Genomic DNA, 25,699 nt, shown 5'->3' with positions numbered 1-25,699 from the left:
CGCGCAGCGCTGCGGCTGCACACCATCCACCGTTTTCCCTTTATATATCCCGGACGTCTACATGAACACTCCACGCATTTTCGGCACCCCACTGTCTCCTACCGCCACCAAAGTCATGCTGCTCGGCTCCGGTGAACTCGGCAAGGAAGTCATCATCGCGCTGCAGCGCCTGGGCGTGGAAGTGATCGCCGTGGACCGCTATCCGAATGCGCCAGGCCACCAGGTCGCGCACCGCGCCCACGTCATCAACATGGCCGACGGCGCCGCGCTGGCCGCGCTGATCGAGCAGGAAAAGCCGGACCTGATCGTGCCCGAGATCGAAGCCATCGCCACCGACACGCTGGCCGCGCTGGAAAAAGCCGGCAAGATCACCTGCATCCCGACCGCCCGCGCCGCACAGCTGACCATGAACCGCGAAGGCATCCGCTGCCTGGCCGCCGAAACCCTGGGCCTGGCGACGTCGCCCTACCGCTTCGCCAGCAGCCTGGCGGAACTGGAGCAAGCCACCGCCGCCATCGGCTTCCCATGCGTGATCAAGCCGGTCATGTCCTCGTCCGGCAAAGGCCAGTCCAAGATCGACAGCGCCGCCGAAGTCAAAGCCGCCTGGGACTACGCCGCAGCCGGCAGCCGTGTGGATTCGGGCCGCGTCATCGTCGAAGGCTTCATCGACTTCGATTACGAAATCACGCTGCTGACGGTGCGCTCCATCGGCGCCGACGGCAAGGTCGAGACACAGTTCTGCGACCCGATCGGCCACGTGCAGGTACAGGGCGACTACGTCGAATCGTGGCAGCCTTGCCGCATGAACCCTCTGGCACTGGCGCGCGCTCGCGACATCGCCGAAAAAGTCACCGGCGACCTGGGTGGCCTGGGCCTGTTCGGCGTCGAGCTGTTCGTCAAGGAAGACATGGTCTGGTTCTCGGAAGTGAGCCCGCGCCCGCACGACACCGGCATGGTGACGATGGCGACGCAGGTGCAGAGCGAATTCGAACTGCACGCCAAGGCCATCCTCGGCCTGCCAGTCAACGTCGCGCTGAAGGCGCCGGGCGCTTCGGCCGTCATCTACGGCCAGCACGAAGCGGCAGGCATCGCCTTTGAAGGCGTGGCCGAGGCGCTGCGCGTGCCGGGCACCGACATCCGCCTGTTCGGCAAGCCGGAATCGTTCGCGCGACGCCGCATGGGCGTGGCGCTGGCCACCGCCGACGACGTGGAAACCGCGCGCAGCCGCGCCAAGGAAGCGGCGGCCAAGGTCAAGCCTGTGCTGGGCAAATAAAATTCTGCGCGCTCACCTGCTGATCGCAGCGGCGCTGACGGCGTCGATGGCGGCGCCTGCGCAAGCCGAAACGGCTGCGGAGCGCCCGCTGGTACTCGCCTTTAACCGGGTGCTGCCGTGGACCACCGAGAGCGACGGTGTCTACGGCGGCGCGTACACGGAAGTCATGCGCGAGCTGGCCCGCCGCAGCGGCATGACGCTGCAGATCAAACCATGTCCGCTGCGGCGCTGCCTGTTCATGCTCGAACAGGGCGATGCCGACGTCATGATCGGCGTGCGCGAGACGCCGCGCCGCAGCGCCTACCTGCAATTCCTGCAAACGCCCTTCCGCGAGCACAGCGCCGACCGCGTGTTCTACGTGCGCAAAGGCAGCAATATCGTCATCAACGAGTATGCGGACCTGGCGCCGCTGCGCATCGGCGTCAAGTTCGGCGCCGAGCACGTGCGCCGCATCGAGCACGATTGCAATTTGCGGAAGGAAGCGGTCAAGGACATGGAGGCCAACTTCCACAAGCTCGCGCTGGGCCGCATCGATGCGGTGCTGATACCCGAGGACCAGGGCGAGGCCGTGGTCGCCGAGCTGCACATGGAAGACCAGGTGGAGAAAGCCGCCTACCGCATGGTCGACGAAGGCCCGCCGCGCGCGGTCGCGGTATCGCGCAAGGCGGTGTCGCCGGAGCGCCTGGCGGCGCTGGAAGCGGCGATGCGCGACATGCAAAGAAGCGGCGCTGTCGCGGCGATCTACAAGCGCTATTACTACGACGCCTATCGCATCGCCCCCGGCAGCATGCTGGTCAGGTAGCCGCACGCGCGGCGACCACCTCCACCTCCACCAGGAAGTCCGGCCTGGGCAAGGCCGCCACCACCATCAGCATCGACGCCGGCCGCAGCTCGCCCAGCACGCGGCTGCGCACCGCAACGCATGCCGCCAGGTCGGCGGGATTGACCAGGTAATGCGTCATCTTGACGATATCGGCGGCCGTCATGCCCGCCTTGTCCAGCGCCGTCATGATGTTCGACCACGCCAGTTCCGTTTGGCCTGTGATATCGCTGGGCAGCGTGCCGTCCGCGCGCATGCCGGGCGTACCCGCCGTGTACAGCCAGCGCGAGCCGGCCGGCGCCTCCACCGCATCGGCATAGCGCCCCACGTGTTCCGCGATACCTGTACTGTGCTGTTTGTTCATGCTTCCCTCCTGGTTGTGGACAGTGGGTCGCATTGTGATGCAAGATGAGGGCCTGACAATTCAGCGCGGGATGAACTATGGACGACACTCCGGACATCGCATCGATCGCGGCCCTGCTGGCCGACCCCGCCCGCGCCACCATCGCCTGGACGCTGATCGACGGCACGCGGCGGCCGGCGGGCGAACTGGCTTTCGCCGCCAACATCTCGGCGCAGTCGGCCAGCGCGCACCTGGCCAAGCTGGTTGACGGCGGACTGCTGGCGGCCGACGCCCAGGGCCGCCACCGCTACTTCCGCATCGCCAGCCGCGAGGCCGCGCACCTGATCGAAGGCCTGGCCTCGTTCAGCATGGCGGCCCGTCCCAAGCAACCGCCAACACCCGCGCTGGTACGGGCCATGCCGCCGCAGTTCCTGCAGGCACGCACCTGCTACGACCACCTGGCCGGCGAGATCGCCGTGCAGCTGCTGCAAATGATGCTCGATGAAGAATGGCTGGCCGGCGCCGGCCAGGATTACGAACTGACGCCTGCCGGCAGGAGCCAACTGGCCGCGCTGGGCGTACCGGTGGAGCCGGCGCCGGGAAGCCGCCGTCCGTTCGCCCGCTGCTGCGTGGACCTGACGCAGCGCCGGCCGCACCTGTCCGGCGCGCTGGGCGCCGCCCTGCTGGCGATGTATGTGCGTGAAGGCTGGGTGCTGCCCGCGCCGCGTTCGCGCGTGGTGAGCATCACACCCAAAGGCCACGCCGCATTCGCCAGGCTGCTGGCGCCTACATCTGCCGGAACAGGTCGACGTAGTTACGGCTGACCACCAGCTGCTCCTCGCGGCCCTTGAGCTGCACCATCAGGCGGCCACGAAAATCCTGGCGCGTGCCGGCCACGTGGTGGGCGGCGACGATCACGCTGCGGTGGATCTGCCAGAACTTCTGCTCGTCGAGCTGCTCGCGCAGCTTGCTGATCGGCGTGCGTATCAGGCTCTCGCCGTCGGCCAGGAAGACGCTGGTGTACTTGTCGTTGCTCTGGAAGTAGATCACCTCGTCGACGGAGATCAGGCGCGTCTGGTCGCCTTGCGAAGCACGTATCCATTGCAGCGTGGGTGCGGGCGCGGGAGCCGTTGCAGGAGCCGCCACCGCTTGCGCCGCGCCGCCCAGTTGCGCCAGCAAGGCTTGCAGCGTCGCCGCCGTGATGCCGGCCGCCGCAGGCTCCTTGGCCCGCAGCGCCGCTTTCAGTTTGGCGACGGTCTTGTCCAGCCGCTCCAGGCTCGCCGGTTTCAGCAGATAGTCGACGGCGGAATGCTCGAACGCCTCCACCGCATACTGGTCGAAGGCCGTTACGAACACGATGTGCGGCGGCGTGGCGTCCGCCACCAGCCGGGCCGCCACGTCCAGCCCCGTCATGCCGGGCATGCGGATGTCGAGGAACACCACGTCCGGCGCCTCCTCGCCGATCAAGCGCAGCGCGTCGATGCCGTTGGCGGCCTTGGCGACCACCTTCAGTTCCGGCCACGCCGTTTTCAGTTGACCTTCCAGATAGTCGCGCAGATGTTCTTCGTCGTCTGCGATCAGGGCGCGGAGTGTTTCGATGTCAGGCTCGCATTCAAAGGCAGCATGAGGCGCACCGTCATGCCGCAAGGTTGATTTTCCAGTAATTCTACCCGAGCGGCGGCGCCGTACAAACTGCGCAAACGTTCGCGCAGGTTGCTCAGCCCTACCCCGCCGCCCGGCTTGGCCGACATGGTGCTGCCCAGGCCCGCGCCGGTGTCGCTGATTTGCAGGCGCAGATGGGCGCCATCCAGCTGCGCGCTGACGACGATCTCGCCGCCCTCCACCTTCGGCTCCAGCCCGTGCGATATCGCGTTTTCCACCACCGGCTGCAACAGCATCGGGGCGATCGCGAACTGGCGCAGCTCGTCCGGCACCTCGATGCGGTAGCGCAGCCGCTCGCCCATGCGCACCGCCAGCACGTCCAGATAGGCGGCGATCAGTTTGGCCTCGGAACCCAGCGTCGCTTCCTCGCTGCGGCTGGCAGCGAGGCTGGCGCGCAGATAGTCGATGAACCGTTCCAGCATGTGCTGGGCCTTGGCCGGCTGCGGGCCGATCAGGCTCACCACATTGGCCAGCGTGTTGTACAGGAAGTGCGGTTCGATCTGCGCCTGCAAGGCGCGCAGCCGCGCCTCCGCCAGCAGCCGCGCGCTGGAGGCGATCAGCTCCTGCTGCCGCGCCTTTTCCAGCGCCGCGGCCAGCCGGCGCTCGGCGCCGCGCCGCACCAGGTACATCAGCAGCGCGATCACCGTCGCCAGGATCACGGACTGCAGCACGGCGCTGCGGTTGTCCAGCAATTCAAAGATGTTCTTCCCGTTCAGCAGCGCCGTGCCTACGCTCAGGCCTATCAGCACGCTGGCCAGCACCAGCCCCAGGTTGAACAGCAGCCGGGGCATGCCCTTGGCGCGGCTCGGCCAGTCCTGGGTCAGCGCGTTGACCGCCGCGTGGCCGCCGTGGACCAGGAAGCCGATCAGGTTCGAAATGAACAGCATCGGCAGCCAATGCGCCTGCACCAGCGCCCACTGCCAATCCCCCAGCAGCGCCCCACGGTCGGGCGACATCAGCATCTCCAGCACCGTCAGGAGCGTGCCCAGGCCGCAGTTCCACAGCAGCGTGTACAGCAGGTTGCGCTGCGCCGTCGGCGGCCAGCGGCGGAAGAACGGGATCAGGTCCATCGGATGCGCCAGCGACGGCTCTGCGACATCCAATGAGGCCATGCTTGCCTCGCTGCGGTGGTTCATCGTGTTTTCCAAGTTAGTCATGCCGGCAGAAAGTTACCATGAAAGCAAAGCGGCGAAGTATAAGAAAGCCTCGCCATCGCCCTCGGACCGGCTTTGATGTTGTGCGCATCAAACACCGTCAGCACGGTCTGGGCGCGGCGCGAGTCCTGGGCCACGCCGACCAGGTAGCCGTCGGTCTCGGAACGGGCGCCGCGCCGGGGCACCAGCACGTGCTCCTCCACCTGCCAGCCGGCGCCGAAGCTGTAGCTGTCCGCCTTGCCGCTGTCGATGTCGACCAGGTTGACGGTGTTGAGGATGTAGTCCTTGCTGCCGGACGCCACGCCGAGCAGCACCAGCTTGCGGTGGCGGGCCGACACCACCTGCGGCGCCACCCGTGGGAATTCGCTGGCGCCGAACAGGCGTGCCTCGCGCACCTGGCCGCTGGCGTAGTCCAGCGTCACCTGCACCGTGCTGGCGGAGGCGTGGAACGGCCGCAGCTCGCCACGCATGACCAGGCCCAGTTCCGGCAGGATGTCGCCGTCATGCATCACCACGTCCAGCCGGGTGCAGGCGCCGTCTTCAAACGCATTCCCGAAGTGGAAGACCGAGCGCGCCGGCAGCTCGAACACCTGGCGCAGCTCCAGCGTGTCCTTGGCGATGACCACCGCGCGCAAGGGCCGCTTGTCGCCGGCCCAGTGCAGGTTCTCGCGATAGCTGGTGTCCACGCCGGCTTCCAGGTCGTAAGGCGGGATCAGGAAAATCAGGTGGCGGCCGCTGACCACGAAATCGTGCACCATGTTCAGCTGCGGCACCTTGACGACGGCGCTGCGTTTCAGTTCACCGGTGGCGCTCAGCTGATACAGCACCAGCAGGTTCGCACCCGGCATGGTGCCGAAGTTCCATACGCCGCCGTCGGGATCGACCTTGGGATGGGCGGAAAACGGCATCGACTTCAGCTCCGGGCTCCAGGTCTTGATGCCGCGCGTTTCCAGCGTCTGCGCATCCACCTCCACGGCGGAGCCGCCTTCCCACAAGGCGTACACGCGGCCGCCCAAGGGCAGCAGATTGGTATTGGCGGCGTTCATCGTGTCGTTGTTCTTGGGCTGCTTGCGGCCGATGTAGGTGCCGAAGGCCGGGTACAGGAACTGGTCCGCCGCGCTCTCCTCGACGAACTTCTGCGTGGCGACGAAGCGGCCGCGATGACTGACCTTGCCGCCGCCGATCTGCCAGCGCTGCACGAAGCCGTCGCCGTCGAACCAGTGGTGATAGCGCTCGCCGCCCAATTCGAATCGCCCGGGGCCGTTGCGGTAAAAGACGCCTTGCAGGTCGGCCGGCATGCGGCCGTGGACCACCGCGTCGCCGGACAGCTCGCCGGCGGCGCCGGCGAAGGCCGTCAGCCTCGGTTCGCGGGCCAGCGCCTGATGGAAGCGGCGATAGGTATCGGCGTCGGCCAGCGCGGCGCCGGAAGTCAGGCCGAGGGCGGCCAGGCCGATGCTGCGGGACAGGAATTGGCGGCGGTCGCTCATGGCAGGCCTCCGCTTAGCGCAGGTTGACGCTGGTGGTGGCGCCGGCCGCCGGCAGCGTGAAGCGCGCGGCCTCGTAGTCCGGCGGGCCGAACTTGCCCATGGCGTTGTTGCTGAAGGCGTAGTCCTCGGTCGGAATGCCGATCAAATTGCTGTCCATCTTGCCGTTGCCGTTAGCGTCGTGGAACAGCGAGTAGGCGTAGTCGCCGGGCGGCAGGTCCTTGATCTCGATCGTGATGGCGCCGGCCACCGCCGGAGCACCCGCCACGCGGAAGGCCTTCTTCTGGTAGGTCTCGGCCGAGTTGTACAGCGCGACCAGCACCTGGCCATTGGCGCTGGCGACGCCGGTGACGGTGATCGTCAGGTCGGCGGCCTGCGATGGCGCGGCGGCCAGCATGGTCAGGGTGGACAGGAAGGCGGCAACGAGACTGGTGTAGCGCATGATGAACTCCGGTGAGTGAATGAGGCTCCACTCTAGCCGGCGCTCCACAAGCGTCGGGGACGATGCGACGAAATGCGGCCGGCCGGCGCGAAATGCGCGCCGCCGTCGCCAAATGCAGGGGTGTCAGGGCCGGCGGCCGGCCGGCATGTGGCGCGAGATGATGTCCAGCATCTGCTCGACGTCGATAGGCTTGGCGATGAAGTCGTTCATGCCGGCGGCGATGCAGCGCTCCTGCTCCGACTGCATCACGCCCGCCGTCATCGCCAGGATGGGCAGGTCCAGCTTGAGCTCCTGGCGTATCGCGCCGGTGGCCGCGAAGCCGTCCATCACCGGCATCTGCACGTCCATCAGCACGATGTCGTAGTCGGCCGGATGCGCGCGCAGGCGGTCCACCGCCAGCTGGCCGTTTTCCGCCACGTCCACGCTGGCGCCGGCGTATTCCAGCATGCCGCGCGCCACCACCTGGTTGAGCGGGTGATCCTCCACCAGCAGCAGGCGCAGGCCCTTGAGGCACTGCTCCGCCGCCTCCTCGTCAACGGGGGGCGGCGGCGCCAAGGCTTCGGCCTGCGGCAGCAGGAACGGCAGCGTGACGACAAAATCGCTGCCCTTGCCCGGCATGCTGCTGACGGCGATGCCGCCGCCCATCAGCTCCGCCAGCCGGCGGCAGATCGCCAGCCCCAGGCCGGTGCCGCCGAAGCGGCGCGTGGTCGAGGCGTCGGCCTGGTTGAAGGCTTCGAACAGGCGGCTCTGCTGCTCCAGGTCCATGCCGATGCCGGTGTCGCGCACCACGAAGCGCAGGCCGACGGCGTCGCCGGCGTAACCGGCCATGCCGTTGGCCGAACGCTCCACCCGCAGCGCCACCTGCCCATGCTCGGTGAACTTGACGGCGTTGCCGAGCAAATTGATCAGGATCTGTTGCAGGCGCATGGCGTCGCCCACGACGGTCTGCGGCACCGCGGCGTCGGCGGCCACCGTCAGCTGGATGCCGCGCGCGGCCGCATTCGGCGTCATCACCGTGCTCACCGCCTCCAGCACCTCGGCCAGCTTGAAGGTCGATGGCGCCAGCTCCATGCGTCCCGCCTCGATCTTGGAAAAGTCCAGCACATCGTTCAGGATCCCCAGCAGCACATTGCCGGAGGACCGTATCATGTCCACGTACTCCTGCTGCTGCGCGCTCAGCTCCGTGTTCCCCAGCAGGTAGGCCACGCCCAGCACCGCGTTCATCGGCGTGCGGATCTCGTGGCTCATATTGGCCACGAACTCGCTCTTGGCGCGGCTGGCGGCGGCGGCGCGCTGCTCGCCAGCGGCCTGGATCAGCTCCGCGTTCTTGCGGTCGGTGATATCCATGGCCATCAGGTAGGTGCCCTGCACCTCGCCGTGGGCGTCGATATCCGGCACCAGGTCCACCATGAAGTGCTGGATCTGGCCGCCGCTCTCGAACTCGCGCTCGTAGTGCAGGCGGCCGCCGTCCAGCGCATGATCCAGGTCGCCCTGCCACGAGTCGGCGGCCTGGCCAAAGATCTCGCTCACGCTCTTGCCCAGCATGCCCTGCGGATCGATGCCCCACAACGTGCGATAGTGCTCGTTGGTGAACAGGTAGCGCTTGTCGCGGTCCAGGTAGGCGATCAGCAGCGGCAGGTTGTCGGCCAGGATGCGCGCCCGCTTCTCGCTTTCGTAGGTGCGCAGCTGGGCCGCCTCGCGCTCGGCCATCAGGCGGTAGAAGGCGCCGCTCAATTCGCCGATTTCATCCTTGCGGTCCAGCTGCAGCACCTGGATGCCGGCGCGGCTGTCCTTGACCTCGGCGATGTTGCGGCGCAGCCGCTGCAAGGGCCGCAGCAAGCGCGCGATGCCCAGCCAGGCCAGCACGCCGGCCAGGCAGGCGAACACCGTCGCGGCGGCGGCGGCCTCGTAGCGCATCTCGCGCAGCGGCGCCAGCGCCTCGTCGCTGGGGAAGCGTGCCGCCACGATCCAGCGCGCATGCTGCAGGCGGCGATACGAGTAGATGCCCTTGACGCGGTCCTTGTTTTCGGCCTCGGTCCAGCCCTGGAAGCCGTTGAGCGCCATCTCCGTCGCCCGGTTCTTGCCGGGGCGTTCGTTAATACTGTGCAGCAGGCGCGCCTTGTTCGGATGACTGAGCAGGACGCCTTCGGCCGTCATGATGAAGGTGAAGCCGGTGCTGCCCGGCTTGAGCGCGCTGAGCGACTCGAACGGCGCATAGTGCAGCAGGTTGATGCCGCCCGCCAGCACCATCGCCACGCGGCCCTCGCTGTCGAGCACCGGTGCCGTGATCAGCACCGTCGGCGCCCCGGCCAGCTTGCTCGCAAACGGCGCCGACACCACGCCGCGCCGCCGCGACAGCGTCAGGTCGAACCATTCCTCGCCGGCGACGTGGTGGGGCTGGTCCGGCAAGGCCTCCTCCAGCGCGCCGGTCAGCAGGCCTTGCGCATCGTAGATTTCAAGGAAGGAGAACTGGCCGCGCGCCGTCGGCCGCGCCTTCAGGTAGGCGCGCAGCGCGGCGGGATCGCGCAGCGTGGCCGCCGGCAGCGATTCGGCCAGCGCCGCCAGCATGGCCTTCTTGCCGGCCAGGTGTTCGTCGATGTGGGCGGCGGCGCCGGACAGCAGGGCGTACTGCTGGCTGCCGATGACTTCCTTCATATCGCGCTCGGCCAGCATCAGCGCGACGACCGTGACGGTGACGGTCGCGCCGAGGACCAACAGCATGACCAGGCCGCTGAGGCGGAATCTAAGGGTGGTCGGCAAATGCTGTTTCAACGCCATGGGCTGCGCAAGGTCACTAGAATGATGAAATTTAAGTATTACATGTCGCAGGCCGGTTGGCTACGTCCTGCTATCATAAACCCAACAAATATCGCCCCGCCGCTTTTCAGGGTATAGTGATTGCCACCCAGACAACCTAGCTATCTGCCATGCGCGCAGGCTCCAAACCGGACAATCCGGCAGCACCCCACCCCGGCCCCGCGCCGCTCGCGCTGGTGCTGCTGACTGTCTGCTACTACCTGGTCGCCAACGCCAGCCTGATGCTGGCCTTCGCCCACACCAACGCCACGCCGGTCTGGCCGCCGTCGGGCATCGCCTTCGCCGCCGTCCTGCTGATGGGCTACCGGGCCTGGCCGGCGATCCTGGTGGGCGCGCTGGCCGCCAACCTGGCCACCTTCACCGCCAACGGCCTGCCGCTGAGCACAGGCCTGGTGACGGCCTCGCTGCTGATCGCCGTCGGCAACACCCTGGAAGCGCTGGCCGGCGCCTGGCTGATGCGGCGCTACACCGACAGCGCGCGGCCGCTCAGCCAACTGCAGGATGTCTACAAGTTCGCGATGATCGCCCTGCTCATGTGCGTGCTCAGCGCCGGCATCGGCAGCAGCACGCTGGTGATCGGCGGCGTGGTGCCGGCCACCGCCTACGGCACCGTGGCGCTGACCTGGTGGGTCGGCGACATCGCCGGCGTGCTGATGGTGGCGCCGGCGATCCTGGCCTGGCGCCATCCGCGCTGGCGGCCGGCCGTGGCGCTGGAGGCGGCGCTGTCGCTGGCGGCGCTGGCCGCGCTGATCGCCTGGATCTTCGGCCGCCGATACACCGGCGACGATGGCCTGGGCTGGCTGCCCTACATCTTCATGCTGTGCGTGGGCTGGGCCTCGTACCGCCACGGCCTGCGCGGCGCCAGCGTGGCCTGCCTGGCGACGGCCGGCGGCGCGGTGTGGTGCACCATCCGCGGCCTGGGTCCGTTCGCGGTCGGCACGCTGAACGACGCGCTGATCGCGCTCGACAGCTTCGTCGTGCTGTGCAGCCTGATCGGCATGGTGCTGTGCGCCGACGCCAGTGAACGCCGGCGCATGAGCGGCGCGGTGCGCAGCCACAGCGCCGCGCAGTGGGCCACGCTGCTGATCGGCGTCGGCCTGACGGTGGTGGTCTGGCACCTGGTGGCGCTGAGCACCGAGCGCCGAGCGCGCGAACAGTTCGATACCGAATGCGGCGACATCGCCGAGCGCATCGCCAGCCGCATGGCGCTGTACGAATCGGGCCTGCGCGGGGCGCGGGCGCTGTTCAACGCCGAACCGGAGCCGACCCGCGCGCAGTGGCGCGACTTCGCCGACGCGCTGGACCTGCCGCACAGCTTCCCCGGCGTGCTGGGGCTGGGCTACGCGCCGCAGGTGCCGGCCGCCGGCCGCGACGCGCTGGCGGCGCAGGTGCGCGGCCAGGGCCATCCCGACTTCCGCATCTGGTCGCGGCCGGGCGAGAGCCTGGGCGAGATGTCGACCGTGGTGCTTTACCTGGAACCGTTCCAGGGCCAGAACCTGCGCGCCTTCGGCTACGACATGATGTCCGAGCCGATCCGCCGCGCCGCGCTGCTGGAGGCCGCGCGCACCGGCGAGCCGGTGCTGTCGGCCAGGGTGGTGCTGGTGCAGAACGGCGGCAACGAGGGCCAGCCCGGCTTCCTGATGTACTTCCCGATCTACCGCAAGGCCGCCGCGCCGGCCGCTCCGCTGACGGCGGCGCAGCGCATGGCTGCGCTGCAGGGCTATTCGTACAGCCCGATCCGCGCCGACGACATGATGGCCGGCCTGCTCGGCCCCGCCGACCAGGCGATCCAGCTGGAGATCTTCGACGGCGAACAGGCCGCGCCCGAAGCCCGCCTGTACGCCAGCAGCAAGCGCAGCGAAGACGACAGCCTGCAGTATCCCAATCCCTATCTGCGCACCGCGCCGCTGGAGCTGCTGCACCATCGATGGACGCTGCGCTTCACGTCGCTGCCGGCGTTCGAGAGCTCCATCGACCGCCAGAAGTCGCACATCGTGCTGCTGGCCGGCGCCATTATCAGCCTGCTGTTCTTCGGCGTGGTGCGGGCGCTGACCGCCCGCCAGGCCTACGCCTCCGCGCTGGCCGAGGAAAAGACCGCCGCGCTGCGCGAATCGGAAAGCTCGCTGATCGTCGCCCGCGACCTGGCCGAAGCGGCCAGCCGCGCCAAGTCCGAATTCGTCGCCAACATGAGCCATGAAATCCGCACCCCGCTCAACGCCGTGCTGGGCATGACGCATTTGTTGAACAACACCTCGCTCTCGCCCGACCAGCAGAAGTATCTGAAGATGATACGGTCGTCCGGCAATTCGCTGCTCAGCATCCTCAACGACGTGCTGGACTTCTCCAAGATCGAGGCCGGCCGCATGGAGCTGGCGCCGGCGCCGTTCCAGCTGCAGGCCGTGCTGGAGGCCATCGCCACCATCATGACCGTCAACTCCGGCGAGAAAGACCTGGAGCTGGCCATCGGCGTCGAAGCCGACGTGCCGCAGTCGCTGCTCGGCGACGGCCACCGCTTGCAGCAGATCCTGATCAACCTGGTCGGCAACGCCATCAAGTTCACCGAGAAGGGATCGGTGTCGGTGCTGGTCGAGCGCATCGGCGATGGCGACGCCGCCGGCAGCACGGCCACGCTGCGCTTCACGGTGCGCGACAGCGGCATCGGCATCCCGCCGGACCAGCTGGCGCAGTTGTTCGCGCCGTTCTCGCAGGCCGACGCCTCGATGACGCGGCGCTTCGGCGGCACCGGGCTGGGACTGGTGATCTCGCGCCGCATCGCCGCGCTGATGGGCGGCGCCATCGAAGTCCAGAGCACCTCCGGCGCCGGCAGCGCCTTCACGCTGACCGTGCCGCTGCAGCGCACCGACGAGCCGCCGCCGCAAGGCGCGCTGCTGCCGCCGCAGCACCTGCTGGTGATCGACGACGATCCGCTCGGCGCCGACTACCTGTGCCGCACCATCGTCGCGCGCGGCTGGAGCAGCGACCGGGCCGGCTCCGGCGAGCAGGCGCTGACGCTGCTGCGCACCGCCGCCACCCGCCACGACGCGGTGCTGGTCGACTGGGACATGCCGGGTATGAACGGCCTCGATACCATGCAGGCGATCCGCGCCGCCATGCCGGACCACTGCCCCGCCGTGATCCTGATGGTCAGCGCCTTCGGCCAGGGCAAGCTGCTGCACACCCAGGGCGCGGAGGCGGCCAACGCGGTGCTGCTCAAGCCCGTCACCATGGCCCGCCTGAACGAGACCCTGCAGCTGGCGTTGAACAAGGCGCCTGTCGTCGCCAGCGCCACGCCGGGCGCCGACGCCGGCGCCCCGGGCGTGCGCATCGACGGCGTGCGCATTCTGCTGGTGGAGGACAACCCGATCAACCAGCTGGTGGCCCAGAGCATGCTGTCCCATGCCGGCGCCAGCATCGAGTCGGTGGACAACGGCCGCGCCGCGCTCGACCTGCTGCGCACCGACGCCCACCGCTACGACCTGGTGCTGATGGACGTGCAGATGCCGGAGATGGATGGCTTCGAAGCCACCGCCCGGATACGCGGCGAACTCAAACTGGAGCTGCCGGTGCTGGCGATGACGGCCGGCGTCATGCTGTCCGAACGCGAGCAGTGCATCGCCTCCGGCATGAACGACTTCATCGCCAAGCCCATAGACGTCGAACAGATGCTGCGCGCGATCGCCCGCAACCTGCCGGCCGCCCAGCGCGCGGCCGCCGGCCGCTAGACCCCGCGCCGCAATACCCGATTTCATCGATTGTCTTCTGCCGGTATTTAATGTAGTATTCTATTTACTTGTTTAAACTTCAGGGAGCATCATGGATACAGTCAGCATACTTCTGTCTTCGTTCATTTTGTCGATCACCGGTTTGTTTGTCTTCATCTGGTCGCTGCGCAAGCGCCTGTTCGATGCCACTTCCGCAGCCGCCAATGTGATTTTCTCGCCCGGTGAAATCGGCCGAAGCGAGGAGCCGTCCGCCACCGCCGCCCAGCGCGCCGGCCTGGCGCAGCGTGTCGCCGCTGATACGCACGCCGAACTGACGCCGGCGCAGGAGGAGCATTTGCACCGCGAACTGGCCGAGCGCGTCGAGGCCGACCGCTCCACCGCCTTCGTCTCCTTCGTATTCCTGACCTGCGCCGTGGTATGGCTGGTCGCGGGCTCGCTGGCCGGGCTGACCAGCTCCATCAAGCTGCACGAGCCGGACTGGCTGGTGCAGCAGGCCTGGCTGAGCTTCGGCCGGCTGCGCACCATCCACCTCAACATCATCGCCTACGGCTGGGCGCCGATGGCGGCCTTCGGCATCGCCAACTGGCTGCTGCCGCGCCTGCTGAAAACCCCGCTGGTCGGTGGCCGCTTCGCAGTCCTGGGCTGCATGATCTGGAACGCCGGCCTGATCGCAGGCGTCGGCTGCATCGCCGCCGGCATCAGCGACGGCATGGAGTGGCTGGAGATGCCGTGGCAGGTCGATATCCTGATCGTCATCGGCGGCGCGCTGATGGGGCTTCCGCTGGTGTACACGCTACAGGCGCGCAAGGTCGACCATCTGTACGTGTCGGTCTGGTACATGGGCGCGGCGCTGTTCTGGTTCCCCATCCTGTTCCTGATCGCCAACCTGCCGGCCATGCACTTCGGCGTCGAGCAGGCAACGATGAACTGGTGGTTCGGCCACAATGTCCTGGGCCTGTTCTACACGCCGATGGCGCTGGCCTCGGTCTACTACTTCCTGCCGAAGATCATCGGCCGTCCGGTGCAGTCGTACAACCTGTCGCTGCTGGGCTTCTGGACGCTGGCCTTCTTCTACGGCCAGGTCGGCGGCCACCACCTGATCGGCGGTCCGGTGCCCGGATGGGTGATCACCCTGTCCATCGTGCAGAGCGTGATGATGATCGTGCCGGTGATTTCGTTCTCGGTCAACCAGCACCTGACGATGAAGGGTCACTTCTCCAAACTGGTGTACTCGCCGACGCTGCGCTTCATCGTGCTGGGCGGGATGATGTACACCCTCAGCTCCCTGCAAGGCTCGATCGAGGCCATCCGCGCGGTCAACACGGTGGCGCACTTCACCCACTTCACGGTGGCCCATGCCCACCTCGGCCTGTACGGCTTCTTCACGATGGTGATGTTCGGCGCGATCTACTTCGTCATGCCGCGCGTGATGTCGTGGGAATGGCCGTATCCCGGCCTGATCGCCGCGCACTTCTGGCTGGTGGTGCTGGGCTTTGCGATCTACTTCATCGGCCTGTCGATCGGCGGCTGGCTGCAGGGACTGGCGATGCTGGATGCGGCCAGGCCGTTCATGGATTCGGTCAAGGTGACTATCCCCTACCTGCAAAGCCGTTCGCTGGGCGGCGCCATCATGACGCTGGGCCACCTGGTATTCGCCGGCCACTTCGCCGCGATGGCGCTGCGCCACGGCCCGGCGCGCACCGGCGCCGCGCTGCTGCACGTCCCCCGCACCAACCTGGCAGGAGCCTGATCATGCATGACGAGCTTAAATTACTCAGCGGCGCGATGGTCACTCTCGCGCTGGCGACATCGGCACTGGTGGTCGTCCCCTTCATGCAGCTGAAAGGCGTGGAGCCGCCGGCCGGCCTGAAACCCTACACCTCGGCGCAGCTGCGCGGGCGCGAAGTCTATATCGCCAACGGCTGCATCTACTGTCACTCGCAGCAGCCGCGCGACCGTGCGCTGGCGCCGGACGACAAGCGGGGCTGGGGCCGCGCTTCGGTGGCCGGCGACTACCACTACGACAAGCCGCACCTGCTGGGCACCATGCGCACGGGTCCGGACCTGTTCAACATCGGCGCCCGCCAGCCCAGCCAGGACTGGCACTTGGGCCACCTGTACCAGCCGCGCGCCTACACGCCCGGCTCCATCATGCCGGCCTATCCCTACCTGTTTGAGGTGAAGGACAAGGCCGAACCCGGCGACCGTGTGCTGACGCTGCCGCCGGGCTACGAGCCGCCGCAAAAAATCGTCGTCGCCAGGCAGGAGGCGCTGGACCTCGTCACCTACCTGCAAGGGCTGGACCACACCTATCCGGTATTCGAGGGGAAGACCAAATGATCGAGCAGCCGAACGACGATGCGCGCGAGCGCGAGTATCCCGATCCGCATGAGAAGAACCGTCCGGTGCCGCGCCTGGTGCTGCTGGTGGTGTCGGCGCTGCTGGTGTGGGCGGTCAGCTACATCTTCCTCACCCAGCGCAACGATGCGCCGGAGCTGGGCGACCAGCGCACGCTGTCCACGCTGGAGGGCAAGCCCGCCGGCGCGGGCGGCGCGGCCGATGGCGCGCAGGTGTATGCGGCCAACTGCGTGGCCTGCCATCAGGCCACCGGCGCCGGACTGCCGGGCGTGTTCCCGCCGCTGGGCGGCTCCGAGTGGGTGCTGGCTGCGGACAAGCTGCCGGTCAACATCCTGCTGCACGGGATCACCGGCAAGCTGACCGTCAAGGGCACGGCCTACAGCGGCCAGATGCCGGCCTTCAAGGACAAGTTGAGCGACGCCGAGATCGCGGCGGTGCTGAGCTATGTGCGCGCAAACTTCGGCAACGCCGCAGGCAAAATCGCGGCCGATGTCGTCAAGGCGGAGCGCGACGCGGGCAAGGATCGTAAAGATCCATGGAACGGCGATGAAGACCTCGACAAGCTCAAACAGTAACAGCCTGCGTTCGACACTGGCCGCACTAGCCGTCGTGTGCGCTGTGGGCATGGCGGCGCTGTACCAGGGCACGATGGGCTTCGAAGTCGTATCGACCGAGGATGGGCGACGCTTGGCGGTGAGCCGCCAGCCGCGGGAACTGCCGGCTGCGGCGGAGCGAATGCTGGGTGCCGATGGCCGCGTCGCCATTGTCGTCTTCTTCTACAGCAGTTGCAACGCCGTGTGCTCGGTACTGGGCACCGAGTTCCAGCAGATGCAGCAGGAGATCCTCAGGCGCGGACTCCAGCGCGAGGTGCGGCTGGTCAGCATCAGCTTCGATCCGCGCGACACGCCGCCCGTGCTGGCGAACTATGCGAAACGTCTGCATGCCGATCCGGCGCTGTGGCGCATGGTGAGCGTGGACCGTGAGCTTGAACGCAAGGCGGTGCTGGATGCATTCGGCATCGTCGTGCTGCCTGCGCCGCTGGGCGAGTTCCAGCACAACGCCGCTTTCCATCTGGTCGATACGCAGGGCAGACTGGCACGCATCGACGACTACGAAGAACCGGCGCAGGCGCTGGAACATGCGCTGCAGCTGGCACGCACCACGCCGCGAGGCCGCCTATGAACCCGCGACGCGCCGCCATCGGCCTGGCCTGCCTCGCGCTCGCAGCACTGCCGCGTCATTGGCTGGAAGCTTCGATGCTGCGCCACATGCTGCTGCAACTGCCGCTGTTGGTGGCGGCAGGCTGGATGCCCGCCCGCAGGCGCAGCGGCGCGAATCCCGGCGCATTGGCGCGCTACGACGAACACGGCGTCTGCGGCCTGACCGCCCTGCTCTTCATCACCGCTTACTGGATGATCCCGCGCGCGCTGGAACAAAGCATCAACACGCCGTGGGCCGAGGTGGCGAAGTTCATCTCGCTGATCGCACTGGGCGCCATCCTGCCTGGATCGCTGAAGCGCGCCAACTGGATCGTGCAGCTCTTCTTCCTCGGGAACTTCAGCTGGATGATGGCCATCGCCGGCATCCAGTACCAAGACATGCCGCAACGCCTGTGCAACGCCTACCTGCTGGACGACCAGGCCTGGACCGGCGCCGCCCTGGTGGCCGCATCGGTGGCGATAGCCATCGCATGGTGCTGGCGCCTGGCGCCCGCATTCTCCAACAACCCAAGCAAAGCAAACCACCATGTCTCAACTGCCACTGACGCCTGAATCGATCACCACACTGGTCCACGAGTTCTACGACGAAGTCCGTGCCGATCCGATCCTGCAACCGGTCTTCGACGCCGCCATCGGCGACAACTGGACCCCGCACCTGGACCGCATGGTCGATTTCTGGTGCACCGTCATGCTGGGCAGCCGCAACTTCCAGGGCAACGTCTTCGGCAAGCACATGCTGCTGAACGGCGTCACGCCCGAGCACTTCCTGCGCTGGCTCGCGCTGTTCGAAACCAGCGCCACCCGTCTGTTCAATCCCGCCGACGCCACCGAATTCAAGACCGTAGCCCGCCGCATCGCCGCCAGCCTCCAGTATGGATTTTTCGGCGAAGTGAAGGTGGCCCAACCCAAGGAGCAATCATGAAAACCATCCCCGACACCGCCGTCCACTACAAAAGCAGCCCCGTTTTCACCGAACACACCGTGCCCGCCGCGCTGCAACGCAGCCACACCACCGCCGCCGGCGTGTGGGGCCGCATCACGATATTGGAAGGCAGTCTGCTGTACCGCATCACCGACCTGTCGCAACCGGCCGAAGAAGTGCTGCTCACGCCGGACCATCCCGGCGTGGTCGAACCGCGCATCGAACACGAAGTACAAGTGGTCGGACCGGTACGCTTCCAGGTCGACTTCCATCGTTAATACAACCCTCACCACGAAAACACCATGAACATCGACAAATTCAAGCACCAGCATATCGACATCCTCAGCGCCATCGCCGACCTGCGCAAATTGGTCCAGAGCGGCATCGCCGAACATGCGGCCGACATCTCGCACCGCATCGTCGCCATGAGCGGCGTGATCAAGCTGCACCTGGCCGTGGAAGACCGAGTGCTCTATCCAACACTGGAAGCGAGCGGCAACGCCGCGCTGGCCGGCATGAGCCAACGCTATCGCCAGGAGATGGACAACATCGCCGGCGACTACCTCGGTTTCGCCGGCCGCTGGAACACCGCGCGCCAATTGGTCGAACAGCCGGAAGCCTTTCGCGACGAAGCCAACCGCGTACTGCGGACGCTGTACGAGCGCATGATGAAGGAAGACCGCGAGTTCTACCCGGCCATCGAATCGGCCCACGCGCTGGCCTGATGATTGGACTGGTGTTTTCAGTCCGGATTGGCCTCTCCCTGCCCGTGATTGGCCTCCTACAATGGCTACATTCACCCACCACATTGAAGGAAGACCATCATGAACGCCCGCACCGATTTCTACACCGCCTCCCCCGACGCCATGAAAGCCATGATCGCGCTGGAAGTCGCGGTCAATAAACTGGGCCTGGAACCGTCGCTGCTGGAGCTGGTCAAGCTGCGCAGCTCGCAAATCAACGGCTGCGCCTTCTGCATCGACATGCACACCACCGACGCCCGCAAGGCCGGCGAGAGCGACCGCCGCATGCACGGCCTGGCCGCCTGGCGCGAAACGCCGTTCTTCACCGAACGCGAACAGGCCGCACTGGCCTGGACCGAGGCGCTGACCCAGCTCTCCACCACCCACGCGCCGGACGCCGACTACGAACGGCTGCAAGCCCAGTTCACGCCCAAGGAACAAGTGGACCTGACGCTGGCCATCAATACCATCAATTCCTGGAACCGCCTGGGCGTCGGCTTCCGCAAAATGCCGGCCCTGTAAGCGGCCCGCGGCCGGCGCAAATTGTGTCATAGCTGTCTTGGACAACGCGCGCCGGCCGCCGCCGCACACCCTCTGTAGATCAAGCACATCCTTTAGGCAAGCTTGCCGTTTGCATCATATGATACCGCTTCCATCTTGCAATTTGTTGCCTCTGCACAACGCAATTGTGACATTTCTCCACAAAATCGCCCACAAGCCCCCCTCCCCGGGCCACACTAAAAAAGGCGCACACAACAACCTATAACGGCGCCATCAACCTACGGAGGGGTACACGATGAAACAACCCAAGCTTGCGATTACAGCTTTAGCAGTCCTCGGCGCCTTAGCCGCCACCGCTGCCCATGCGCAGGACGGCATGCCGATCACCGTCAGCGGTTTCGGCACCGGCGCCCTGACGATGACCAACTCCGATCAGGCGGAATTCAACCGCGTCAACCAGGCGTCCGGCGTGACCAAGCACGCACGCCCTGGCGTCGATTCGAATCTCGGCATCCAGGCCACCGCCAAATGGAGCGACACCGTCTCGTTCACCGCGCAAGGACTGGTCCGCAAGAATGGCAACAACGATCAGTTCGGCGCAGAGCTGGCATGGGCTTTCGCCAAGTTCAAGCTCAATGACGATTTCTCGCTGCGCCTGGGCCGCATCGGCCTGCCTGTGTACATGATCTCCGACGTGCGCAACGTCGGCTACGCCAACACCATGCTGCGCCCGCCCAATGAGGTGTACCGCCAGGTCACCGCCGACAACGCCGACGGCGGCGACGTCACCTACCAGCACAGCTTCGGCGACACCACCGTGACCGCGCAGGCGGCGGTGGGCCGCACCAAGGTGCGCTCGCCGGGCAATTACTACGTCGAATTCAAGCCGGTGATCTCCACCCAGCTGGTGGTCGAAAATGGCCCGTTCACCTATCGCGTGGGCCGCTCGCAGGCCACCTTCGGCCTGTTCGACAACGCCAGCCTGACCGGTCTGGTCGGCACGCTGAACAAGGTCGGCCTGACCTCGGTGGCGAGTGAACTCAAGCTCACCGACATCAAGGGTACCTTCACGTCGGCCGGCATCACCATGGACTACAACAACATCATCGGCCAGGCCGAATACGCCAAGCGCAAGACCGAATCGCGCCTGGTGCAGGACACCAGCTCGTGGTACGTCATGATGGGCTACCGCTACGGCAAGTTCGTCCCCTACATTGTGCACGGCGACGTCAAACAGGACAGCATCCGCGACTTCGCGGGCATACCGACCGCCGGACCATTGGCCGCGCTGACCGCCGGCACCAATGCCGCCATCAAGGCCGGCCTGCAATCGACCACCGGCATCGGCCTGCGCTGGGACTTCTACAAATCGGCCGCGTTCAAGGTGCAGATGGACCGCATCAAGACGCGCGACGGCGCGGGCTACTTCCTCAATCCCAAACCGGGTTTTGCAGGCAGCACCGTCAACGTCTACGCCGCCGCCATCGATTTCGTCTTCTAAGGAGAACCCATATGAAAACGACTATCGGCAAGATGCTGCTGGCGGCAGGCGTATGGCTGGCCGCGGCCCCTGTATTTGCGGCGGAAATCGTCGTCATCGTCAGCCCGAAGAATCCGGCCACGCGCATGTTCAGCGAACAGGCGGCCCAGTTCTTCCTTGGCAAATCGACGCTGTTCACGCCGATCGAGCACACCGACGGCCCGCTGCGCAACGAGTTCTATAAAAAGGTGCTGGACAAGGACTCCACGCAGGTCAAAGCCATCTGGTCCAAGCTGGTATTTACCGGCAAGGCCAGCGCACCGAAGGAGCTGGGCTCCAGCGCCGAGGTGAAGAAGGCCGTGGCGGCCGATCCGCAGGCCATCGGCTACATCGAGAAATCGGCGGTGGACGATACCGTCAAGGTGATCCTCACGGTGCAGTAAGCCGCACCGCAAGCACACAAAGGCGCCGGAATTTCCGGCGCTTTTTTTATCGTCAGATCTGTGCGACGCCGCCATCGACGAACAGCTCGATGCCGTTCACGAAGCTGCTGTCGGCGGAGGCCAGGAACAGCACGCCCTTGGCGATTTCCGCCGGATCGCCCAGGCGGCCCATCGGCACCAGGCTGGCAAGGTGGCCATACAAACCGTCCACATGCTCGGGCGGCACCAGCCCTGCCAGTCCTGGCGTGGCCACCGGCCCCGGGCTGATGACGTTGACGCGGATGCCGCGCGGTTTCAGGTCCAGCAGCCAGGAACGGGCGAAGTTGCGCACCGCCGCCTTGCTGGCGCTGTAGACGCTGAAGTTCTCCGTGCCCTGCACCGTCGTCGTCGAACCGGACAGGATCACCGATGCGCCATCCTTCAGCAACGGCAGCGCCTTCTGCACGGTGAACACGGTGCCGCGCACATTGGCGCCGAAGATGCGGTCGAAATGCTCCTCGGTGATCGCGCCCAGCGGCTGCATGTCGCCGCCGCCGGCATTGGCGAACAGGATGTCCAGCTGGCCGGAGCGGCGGCCGATTTCCGCATACACGCGGTCCAGGTCTGCCAGGTTGGCGCTGTCCGCGCGCACGCCGACGGCCCCGTGGCCGATGGCGTCGACCGCCGCGTCGAGTTCCGGCTGGCGGCGGCCGGTAACGTAGACGGTGGCGCCCTGCCGCGCAAACTCCTGCGCCGTTGCCAGGCCGATGCCCGAGGTGCCGCCGGTGACGAGTGCTACTTTGCCTTGAAGTTTCATGATCTGCTCCATAAAGTGAGTTGAGTGCAGCCACTTTAAGGCCATGTCATTGTTCGATAAAGTAGCTATAAACGAATGCTTTATTCCCCTGTGTGTATAATCAAAAACAGGAGGAATCATGGATCAGCTACTGGCAATGCGCACCTTTGCCCGCGTGGTGGAAGCGGGCACTTTTACCAAGGCGGCCGATTCGCTGCAGATGCCCAAGGCGACGGTGACGAAGCTGGTGCAGTCGCTGGAGGCGCACCTGGGCGTGCGCCTGCTGCAGCGGACCACGCGCCATGTCGCCGTCACGGAAGACGGCGCCCTGTACTACGAGAAGGCCACGCGGCTCATCAAGGATCTCGGGGACATCGACAACAGCTTCGGCGCCGCCCACGGCACGCCGCGCGGCCACCTGCGCGTGGACACCGGCTCCTCGGTGGCCAGCCGCATCATCGTGCCGGCGCTGCCGGAATTCGTGGAACGCTATCCCGGCATCCAGCTCGACCTGGGCGTCAGCGACCGCCATGTGGACCTCATCAGCGACAACGTCGATTGCGTGATACGCGGCGGCGTCATCACCGACCTGTCGCTGGTGGCGCGGCCGATCGGCAGGACGGCGTGGATCACCTGCGCCGCGCCGGACTACCTGGCGGCGCACGGCACGCCGCGCCATCCGTCGGAGCTGGAAGGCGAACACCGGTTCATCAATTATCTGTCCGCGCGCAGCGGACGGCCGGTGCCGGCCAGCTTCGCGCGCGCCGGCCAGAAGCTGGAGATACGGCCGCGCCACGCCATCGGCATCAACGAGAGCAACGCCCACTTCGCGGCGGCGCTGGCCGGGCTGGGCGTGATCCAGACCTTCGACTACATCGCCCGCGACCACATCGCCAGCGGCGCGCTGGTGCCCATCCTGAAAAGCTGGCAGCCGGCGCCCTACCCGTTCCACATGGTCTACCCGCCCAACCGCCACCTGAGCAACCGCGTGCGCGTGTTCATCGACTGGATCACCGGGCGTTTTGCGGAACTGGCCTAGCCTTCGACCACGATGACGGGCCGCAGCCGCTTGCGCGAGGCGCGGGCGTGCGGCACCCAGGCGTGGGTCTGCCAGCGGCGCCACATGATCAAGCCGCGTATCCATTCGTCGGCGGCGTAGGCGATCCACACGCCGGGCAAGCCCCAGCCCAGCACCACGCCCAGCAGCCAGCTGCCGCCGGCCAGCACCAGCAGCATCGACAAGGCGCCCGCCATCACGGGAAAGCGCGCGTCGCCGGCGGCGCGCAGCGCGTTGATCACCACCAGGTTGAAGGTGCGGCCCGGCTCCAGCAGCACGGTGATCCACAACAGCGTGGCGCCGGCCGCGATGATCTCCTGGTCCTGCGTGAACCAGCCCAATAGCCAACGACCCAGCAGCGCGGCGCACGCGGCGATCAGCACGCACACCACCAGCCCGCGCGCCAGCGAACGCCGCACCACGCCATGCGCCTCGCGCAGCCGCCCCGCGCCGATCAGATAGCCGACCACGATTTCCACCGCCAGCCCGGTGGCGATGCTGAACATCATCACCCCGCCCATCAGCTGCAGCACATAGGCTTGCGTCGCCAGCGACCTCGCACCCAGTTCCGCCGCCGTCGCCACGCTGACCATGAAGGCCAGGCGCCAGGCGATGTTCTCGGCCGCGCCGGGCAGGCCGATATGCAGCACCGCGCCCAGTTCGCGGCGCGGCAAGCGCCACCAGTCGTCGCGCGCCACGCGGATGTGCAGGTGCACGCGCCACATCAGCAGATGCAGCGCCAGGCCGATGGCGCGGCTGATCGCCAGCGCCACCGCGTAGCCGGGCAAACCCATTGCGGGTATCGGCCCCCAGCCGTGCATCAGCGGTATCGCCAGCGCCAGGTGGCTGACGTGCATGATGACCAGCACCACCAGCGTATCCCGCGTGCGCAGGTGGGCGCGCATCACGCTGGCCATGGAGGCGTTCCACGCATCGAGCAGCATGGCCGGCGCCAGCGCCTGCAGGAACGGCGCCGCCAGCGGCAGCACTTCGGCCGGCGCGTTCAGCAGATGCAGCACGCCATGCGCGCCCAGCAGCGCCATCAGGCCGGTGACGACGCCCAGCCAGGTGCTGGCGCCCACCACCGCGCAAGCCACGCGGTCGGCCGCCGCGCGCTGGCCGCCGCCCAGGTTCTGCGTCACCACCACGCTGACGCCGGCGCCGATGATGCGGAACAGGATGAACAGCGTGGCCGACACCTGGCTGGCGATGGCGAAGGCGCCGCCGGCCGCGTCGGAGATGCGCGACGCCAGCGCCGTGCCGATCACGCTGGAGGCGATCGCCAGTCCCAGCTCGACGAGCAAAGGCCAGGCGAGGTTGAACATGGGTGGCGTGCGGATCGGCGTTTTGGAAGCGGGCATGGAGGAATGTTAAATAAGTGTTGCCAGAATCTTAGTTTATATCAACTGGAAGCGCTTTCAGGCTCTACATTGAAATTATCTATGAAGGTAGAATCGTTAGCAAAGGATACACTTCCGCTGTTCCTACCCAGCCGCGACTATCATTGTGCGATTCACCATTTACGTCGTTGCCCATTTGCTGGTCCTGCTGCTGAGCTTACTCGGCGGGCGGGCCGACGCCCAGACGCTGACGGTGTTGTATCCCGACATCGGCGATCCCTACCGCACCGTGTTCGCCGAAATCCTCCAGGGCATCGAGGAACAATCCAAGGCCAGGCCGCGCGCCATCGCGCTGACGGCGGCCAGCGACCTGGGCGAACTGCGCAACATGCTCAAGAACGGCAAGGTGGTGATCGCCCTCGGCCGCCAGGGCTTGAAGGCGGCCGGCACGCTGGATCCGGCGCAGGCCGTGGTGGTCGGCGGCGTCGGCCCGTCGCCGGACGCCGAGCGCCTCAACGGCATCAGCCTGACGCCCGACCCCGCCCTGCTGTTCTCCATGCTGAAAAGCCTGCTGCCCGGCATACGCCGCGTGATCGTGGTCTACAACCCGGCCGTCAACGAGGCGCAGATCCGCCTGGCCCGCGAGGCCGCCCGTGGCCTGGGGCTGGAACTGGCCGCGCTGGAAGCGTCCGACCTGGCCGGCGCCGCGCGCGCCTACGAAACCCAGCTGGCCGCCGCCGACGGCCATCGCGACGCGCTGTGGCTGCCGCAGGACAGCACCACCGTCGAGGAAACCACCATCCTGCCGCTGGTGCTGAAGGAGTCGTGGAGCCGCAATGTGCCGGTGTTCTCCAGCAGCGTCTTGCACGTCAAGAAAGGCGTGTTGTTCGGCATGTATCCCAACAATGTGCAGCTGGGCCGCGACCTGGCCGCGCTGGCGCTGGCCATGCAGAACGGCGAGCAGCCCAAGCGCGGCGTCACGCCGCTGCGCGCGGTGCGCAGCGCGCTCAATTCCCGCACCGCCAGCCACATCGGCCTCAATCTTGTCTCCAGCCAACAACGGAGCTTCGACGCCGTCTTCCCCGAACCCTAGGGACGAGCTCGCCATTGGCCGATTTTATTTCCGAATTGCAAAGTCTCAGC

The 25,699-nt window shown here is 66.7% G+C and carries 25 protein-coding genes; 17 read left to right on the top strand and 8 right to left on the bottom strand.

The features are described from left to right. The first annotated feature begins 61 nt into the window (after positions 1 to 61). Together purT and GEV01_RS01885 are read left to right on the top strand one after the other, a co-directional pair. Complete coding sequence (gene purT, locus GEV01_RS01890; protein ID WP_152801149.1) at positions 62 to 1,273, top strand: formate-dependent phosphoribosylglycinamide formyltransferase; 1,212 nt, start codon at positions 62 to 64, stop codon at positions 1,271 to 1,273. A gap of 46 nt (positions 1,274 to 1,319) precedes the next feature. Next, positions 1,320 to 2,075 carry a substrate-binding periplasmic protein gene (locus GEV01_RS01885; protein ID WP_152801147.1) on the top strand — a complete coding sequence of 252 codons (756 nt, stop codon included), beginning with the start codon at positions 1,320 to 1,322 and terminating at the stop codon, positions 2,073 to 2,075. On the opposite strand, the gene GEV01_RS01880 is transcribed toward GEV01_RS01885, so the two are convergent. Beyond that, complete coding sequence (locus GEV01_RS01880) at positions 2,068 to 2,457, bottom strand: RidA family protein (protein WP_152801145.1); 390 nt, start codon at positions 2,455 to 2,457, stop codon at positions 2,068 to 2,070. The two genes, GEV01_RS01885 and GEV01_RS01880, sit on opposite strands and share 8 nt — an antisense overlap. 77 nt (positions 2,458 to 2,534) lie before the next feature. On the opposite strand from GEV01_RS01880, the gene GEV01_RS01875 reads away from it, so the two are divergent. After that, positions 2,535 to 3,260, top strand: a complete 726-nt coding sequence (locus tag GEV01_RS01875; protein WP_152801143.1) for an ArsR/SmtB family transcription factor — start codon at positions 2,535 to 2,537, stop codon at positions 3,258 to 3,260. Here GEV01_RS01875 and GEV01_RS01870 read toward each other — a convergent pair. From GEV01_RS01870 to GEV01_RS01850, 5 genes are all read right to left on the bottom strand, one after another. Next, entirely contained in the window at positions 3,223 to 3,993 is a 771-nt protein-coding gene (locus tag GEV01_RS01870) for a LytR/AlgR family response regulator transcription factor (RefSeq protein ID WP_235914232.1), read from the bottom strand. The two genes, GEV01_RS01875 and GEV01_RS01870, sit on opposite strands and share 38 nt — an antisense overlap. A gap of 20 nt (positions 3,994 to 4,013) precedes the next feature. Then, a complete protein-coding gene (locus GEV01_RS01865) occupies positions 4,014 to 5,255 on the bottom strand; it encodes a sensor histidine kinase (RefSeq protein ID WP_152801142.1) in 1,242 nt (413 codons plus the stop codon). Next, the gene (locus GEV01_RS01860; protein ID WP_152801140.1) at positions 5,252 to 6,739 is read right to left on the bottom strand and encodes a carotenoid oxygenase family protein; all 1,488 of its coding nucleotides are present in this window, start codon (positions 6,737 to 6,739) and stop codon (positions 5,252 to 5,254) included. The genes GEV01_RS01865 and GEV01_RS01860 overlap by 4 nt, the downstream gene beginning before the upstream one ends. A gap of 13 nt (positions 6,740 to 6,752) precedes the next feature. Next, positions 6,753 to 7,178 carry a DUF2141 domain-containing protein gene (locus GEV01_RS01855; protein WP_152801138.1) on the bottom strand — a complete coding sequence of 142 codons (426 nt, stop codon included), beginning with the start codon at positions 7,176 to 7,178 and terminating at the stop codon, positions 6,753 to 6,755. 123 nt (positions 7,179 to 7,301) lie between these two features. Then, the gene (locus GEV01_RS01850; protein ID WP_152801136.1) at positions 7,302 to 9,956 is read right to left on the bottom strand and encodes an ATP-binding protein; all 2,655 of its coding nucleotides are present in this window, start codon (positions 9,954 to 9,956) and stop codon (positions 7,302 to 7,304) included. Between the two features lie 149 nt (positions 9,957 to 10,105). On the opposite strand from GEV01_RS01850, the gene GEV01_RS01845 reads away from it, so the two are divergent. The 12 genes from GEV01_RS01845 (at position 10,106) to GEV01_RS01790 (ending at position 21,384) form a co-directional block, all read left to right on the top strand. Continuing rightward, positions 10,106 to 13,717, top strand: coding sequence for a CHASE domain-containing protein (locus GEV01_RS01845; protein ID WP_152801134.1), 3,612 nt, complete (start codon positions 10,106 to 10,108; stop codon positions 13,715 to 13,717). Positions 13,718 to 13,808: 91 nt separating this feature from the next. Then, complete coding sequence (locus GEV01_RS01840) at positions 13,809 to 15,467, top strand: cbb3-type cytochrome c oxidase subunit I (RefSeq protein ID WP_152801132.1); 1,659 nt, start codon at positions 13,809 to 13,811, stop codon at positions 15,465 to 15,467. Positions 15,468 to 15,469: 2 nt separating this feature from the next. Then, positions 15,470 to 16,057 (top strand): cbb3-type cytochrome c oxidase subunit II, encoded by a 588-nt coding sequence (locus tag GEV01_RS01835; RefSeq protein WP_152801130.1) that lies wholly within the window; start codon positions 15,470 to 15,472, stop codon positions 16,055 to 16,057. Then, positions 16,054 to 16,650, top strand: a complete 597-nt coding sequence (locus tag GEV01_RS01830) for a c-type cytochrome (protein ID WP_152801128.1) — start codon at positions 16,054 to 16,056, stop codon at positions 16,648 to 16,650. The genes GEV01_RS01835 and GEV01_RS01830 overlap by 4 nt, the downstream gene beginning before the upstream one ends. A 34-nt stretch (positions 16,651 to 16,684) precedes the next feature. Then, on the top strand, positions 16,685 to 17,257 hold the full coding sequence (locus GEV01_RS01825) for an SCO family protein (RefSeq protein ID WP_328595412.1): 573 nt from the start codon (positions 16,685 to 16,687) through the stop codon (positions 17,255 to 17,257). Next, complete coding sequence (locus tag GEV01_RS01820) at positions 17,254 to 17,847, top strand: hypothetical protein (protein WP_152801124.1); 594 nt, start codon at positions 17,254 to 17,256, stop codon at positions 17,845 to 17,847. The genes GEV01_RS01825 and GEV01_RS01820 overlap by 4 nt, the downstream gene beginning before the upstream one ends. Beyond that, positions 17,822 to 18,217: a group III truncated hemoglobin gene (locus GEV01_RS01815; protein WP_152801122.1), complete on the top strand. Its 396-nt coding sequence runs from the start codon at positions 17,822 to 17,824 to the stop codon at positions 18,215 to 18,217. Before GEV01_RS01820 ends, GEV01_RS01815 begins: the two co-directional genes overlap by 26 nt. Next, positions 18,214 to 18,495, top strand: a complete 282-nt coding sequence (locus tag GEV01_RS01810; RefSeq protein ID WP_152801120.1) for a DUF1971 domain-containing protein — start codon at positions 18,214 to 18,216, stop codon at positions 18,493 to 18,495. The genes GEV01_RS01815 and GEV01_RS01810 overlap by 4 nt, the downstream gene beginning before the upstream one ends. A 24-nt stretch (positions 18,496 to 18,519) precedes the next feature. Then, a complete protein-coding gene (locus GEV01_RS01805; RefSeq protein WP_152801118.1) occupies positions 18,520 to 18,942 on the top strand; it encodes a hemerythrin domain-containing protein in 423 nt (140 codons plus the stop codon). Between the two features lie 99 nt (positions 18,943 to 19,041). Continuing rightward, on the top strand, positions 19,042 to 19,482 hold the full coding sequence (locus GEV01_RS01800; protein ID WP_152801116.1) for a carboxymuconolactone decarboxylase family protein: 441 nt from the start codon (positions 19,042 to 19,044) through the stop codon (positions 19,480 to 19,482). Positions 19,483 to 19,756: 274 nt separating this feature from the next. Beyond that, positions 19,757 to 20,962: a hypothetical protein gene (locus tag GEV01_RS01795; RefSeq protein ID WP_152801114.1), complete on the top strand. Its 1,206-nt coding sequence runs from the start codon at positions 19,757 to 19,759 to the stop codon at positions 20,960 to 20,962. Positions 20,963 to 20,973: 11 nt separating this feature from the next. Continuing rightward, complete coding sequence (locus tag GEV01_RS01790) at positions 20,974 to 21,384, top strand: type 2 periplasmic-binding domain-containing protein (RefSeq protein WP_152801112.1); 411 nt, start codon at positions 20,974 to 20,976, stop codon at positions 21,382 to 21,384. Positions 21,385 to 21,436: 52 nt separating this feature from the next. Here the strand turns inward: GEV01_RS01790 and GEV01_RS01785 are convergent, their stop codons facing one another. Continuing rightward, positions 21,437 to 22,180, bottom strand: a complete 744-nt coding sequence (locus tag GEV01_RS01785; protein WP_152801110.1) for an SDR family oxidoreductase — start codon at positions 22,178 to 22,180, stop codon at positions 21,437 to 21,439. A gap of 118 nt (positions 22,181 to 22,298) precedes the next feature. Here GEV01_RS01785 and GEV01_RS01780 point away from each other — a divergent pair, with 118 nt between their 5' ends. Next, positions 22,299 to 23,198, top strand: coding sequence for a LysR family transcriptional regulator (locus tag GEV01_RS01780; RefSeq protein ID WP_152801109.1), 900 nt, complete (start codon positions 22,299 to 22,301; stop codon positions 23,196 to 23,198). Here GEV01_RS01780 and GEV01_RS01775 read toward each other — a convergent pair. Further along, positions 23,195 to 24,577: an MATE family efflux transporter gene (locus GEV01_RS01775; RefSeq protein WP_152801107.1), complete on the bottom strand. Its 1,383-nt coding sequence runs from the start codon at positions 24,575 to 24,577 to the stop codon at positions 23,195 to 23,197. The two genes, GEV01_RS01780 and GEV01_RS01775, sit on opposite strands and share 4 nt — an antisense overlap. A gap of 145 nt (positions 24,578 to 24,722) precedes the next feature. Between GEV01_RS01775 and GEV01_RS01770 the strand changes: the two genes are divergently transcribed. Beyond that, positions 24,723 to 25,649, top strand: a complete 927-nt coding sequence (locus GEV01_RS01770; RefSeq protein ID WP_328595411.1) for an ABC transporter substrate-binding protein — start codon at positions 24,723 to 24,725, stop codon at positions 25,647 to 25,649. The last annotated feature ends 50 nt before the right edge of the window (positions 25,650 to 25,699 follow it).

This window comes from Rugamonas rivuli (assembly GCF_009380165.1).
Lineage (GTDB): Bacteria > Pseudomonadota > Gammaproteobacteria > Burkholderiales > Burkholderiaceae_D > Rugamonas > Rugamonas rivuli.
Note: the sequence above shows the minus strand (reverse complement) of the source record. Positions and strands in the feature narration are given on the sequence as shown.

What these genes read in the sequence shown, in the direction of transcription:
- GEV01_RS01810 (WP_152801120.1), top strand. Translation starts at nt 18,214, where the DNA reads ATGAAAACCATCCCCGACACCGCCGTCCACTACAAAAGCAGCCCCGTT.
- GEV01_RS01835 (WP_152801130.1), top strand. Translation starts at nt 15,470, where the DNA reads ATGCATGACGAGCTTAAATTACTCAGCGGCGCGATGGTCACTCTCGCG.
- GEV01_RS01815 (WP_152801122.1), top strand. Translation starts at nt 17,822, where the DNA reads ATGTCTCAACTGCCACTGACGCCTGAATCGATCACCACACTGGTCCAC.
- GEV01_RS01805 (WP_152801118.1), top strand. Translation starts at nt 18,520, where the DNA reads ATGAACATCGACAAATTCAAGCACCAGCATATCGACATCCTCAGCGCC.
- GEV01_RS01875 (WP_152801143.1), top strand. Translation starts at nt 2,535, where the DNA reads ATGGACGACACTCCGGACATCGCATCGATCGCGGCCCTGCTGGCCGAC.
- GEV01_RS01820 (WP_152801124.1), top strand. Translation starts at nt 17,254, where the DNA reads ATGAACCCGCGACGCGCCGCCATCGGCCTGGCCTGCCTCGCGCTCGCA.
- GEV01_RS01880 (WP_152801145.1), bottom strand. Translation starts at nt 2,457, where the DNA reads ATGAACAAACAGCACAGTACAGGTATCGCGGAACACGTGGGGCGCTAT.
- GEV01_RS01865 (WP_152801142.1), bottom strand. Translation starts at nt 5,255, where the DNA reads ATGACTAACTTGGAAAACACGATGAACCACCGCAGCGAGGCAAGCATG.
- GEV01_RS01790 (WP_152801112.1), top strand. Translation starts at nt 20,974, where the DNA reads ATGAAAACGACTATCGGCAAGATGCTGCTGGCGGCAGGCGTATGGCTG.
- GEV01_RS01780 (WP_152801109.1), top strand. Translation starts at nt 22,299, where the DNA reads ATGGATCAGCTACTGGCAATGCGCACCTTTGCCCGCGTGGTGGAAGCG.
- GEV01_RS01775 (WP_152801107.1), bottom strand. Translation starts at nt 24,577, where the DNA reads ATGCCCGCTTCCAAAACGCCGATCCGCACGCCACCCATGTTCAACCTC.
- GEV01_RS01800 (WP_152801116.1), top strand. Translation starts at nt 19,042, where the DNA reads ATGAACGCCCGCACCGATTTCTACACCGCCTCCCCCGACGCCATGAAA.
- GEV01_RS01785 (WP_152801110.1), bottom strand. Translation starts at nt 22,180, where the DNA reads ATGAAACTTCAAGGCAAAGTAGCACTCGTCACCGGCGGCACCTCGGGC.
- GEV01_RS01885 (WP_152801147.1), top strand. Translation starts at nt 1,320, where the DNA reads ATGGCGGCGCCTGCGCAAGCCGAAACGGCTGCGGAGCGCCCGCTGGTA.
- GEV01_RS01850 (WP_152801136.1), bottom strand. Translation starts at nt 9,956, where the DNA reads ATGGCGTTGAAACAGCATTTGCCGACCACCCTTAGATTCCGCCTCAGC.
- GEV01_RS01840 (WP_152801132.1), top strand. Translation starts at nt 13,809, where the DNA reads ATGGATACAGTCAGCATACTTCTGTCTTCGTTCATTTTGTCGATCACC.
- GEV01_RS01845 (WP_152801134.1), top strand. Translation starts at nt 10,106, where the DNA reads ATGCGCGCAGGCTCCAAACCGGACAATCCGGCAGCACCCCACCCCGGC.
- GEV01_RS01855 (WP_152801138.1), bottom strand. Translation starts at nt 7,178, where the DNA reads ATGCGCTACACCAGTCTCGTTGCCGCCTTCCTGTCCACCCTGACCATG.
- purT (WP_152801149.1), top strand. Translation starts at nt 62, where the DNA reads ATGAACACTCCACGCATTTTCGGCACCCCACTGTCTCCTACCGCCACC.
- GEV01_RS01860 (WP_152801140.1), bottom strand. Translation starts at nt 6,739, where the DNA reads ATGAGCGACCGCCGCCAATTCCTGTCCCGCAGCATCGGCCTGGCCGCC.
- GEV01_RS01830 (WP_152801128.1), top strand. Translation starts at nt 16,054, where the DNA reads ATGATCGAGCAGCCGAACGACGATGCGCGCGAGCGCGAGTATCCCGAT.
- GEV01_RS01795 (WP_152801114.1), top strand. Translation starts at nt 19,757, where the DNA reads ATGAAACAACCCAAGCTTGCGATTACAGCTTTAGCAGTCCTCGGCGCC.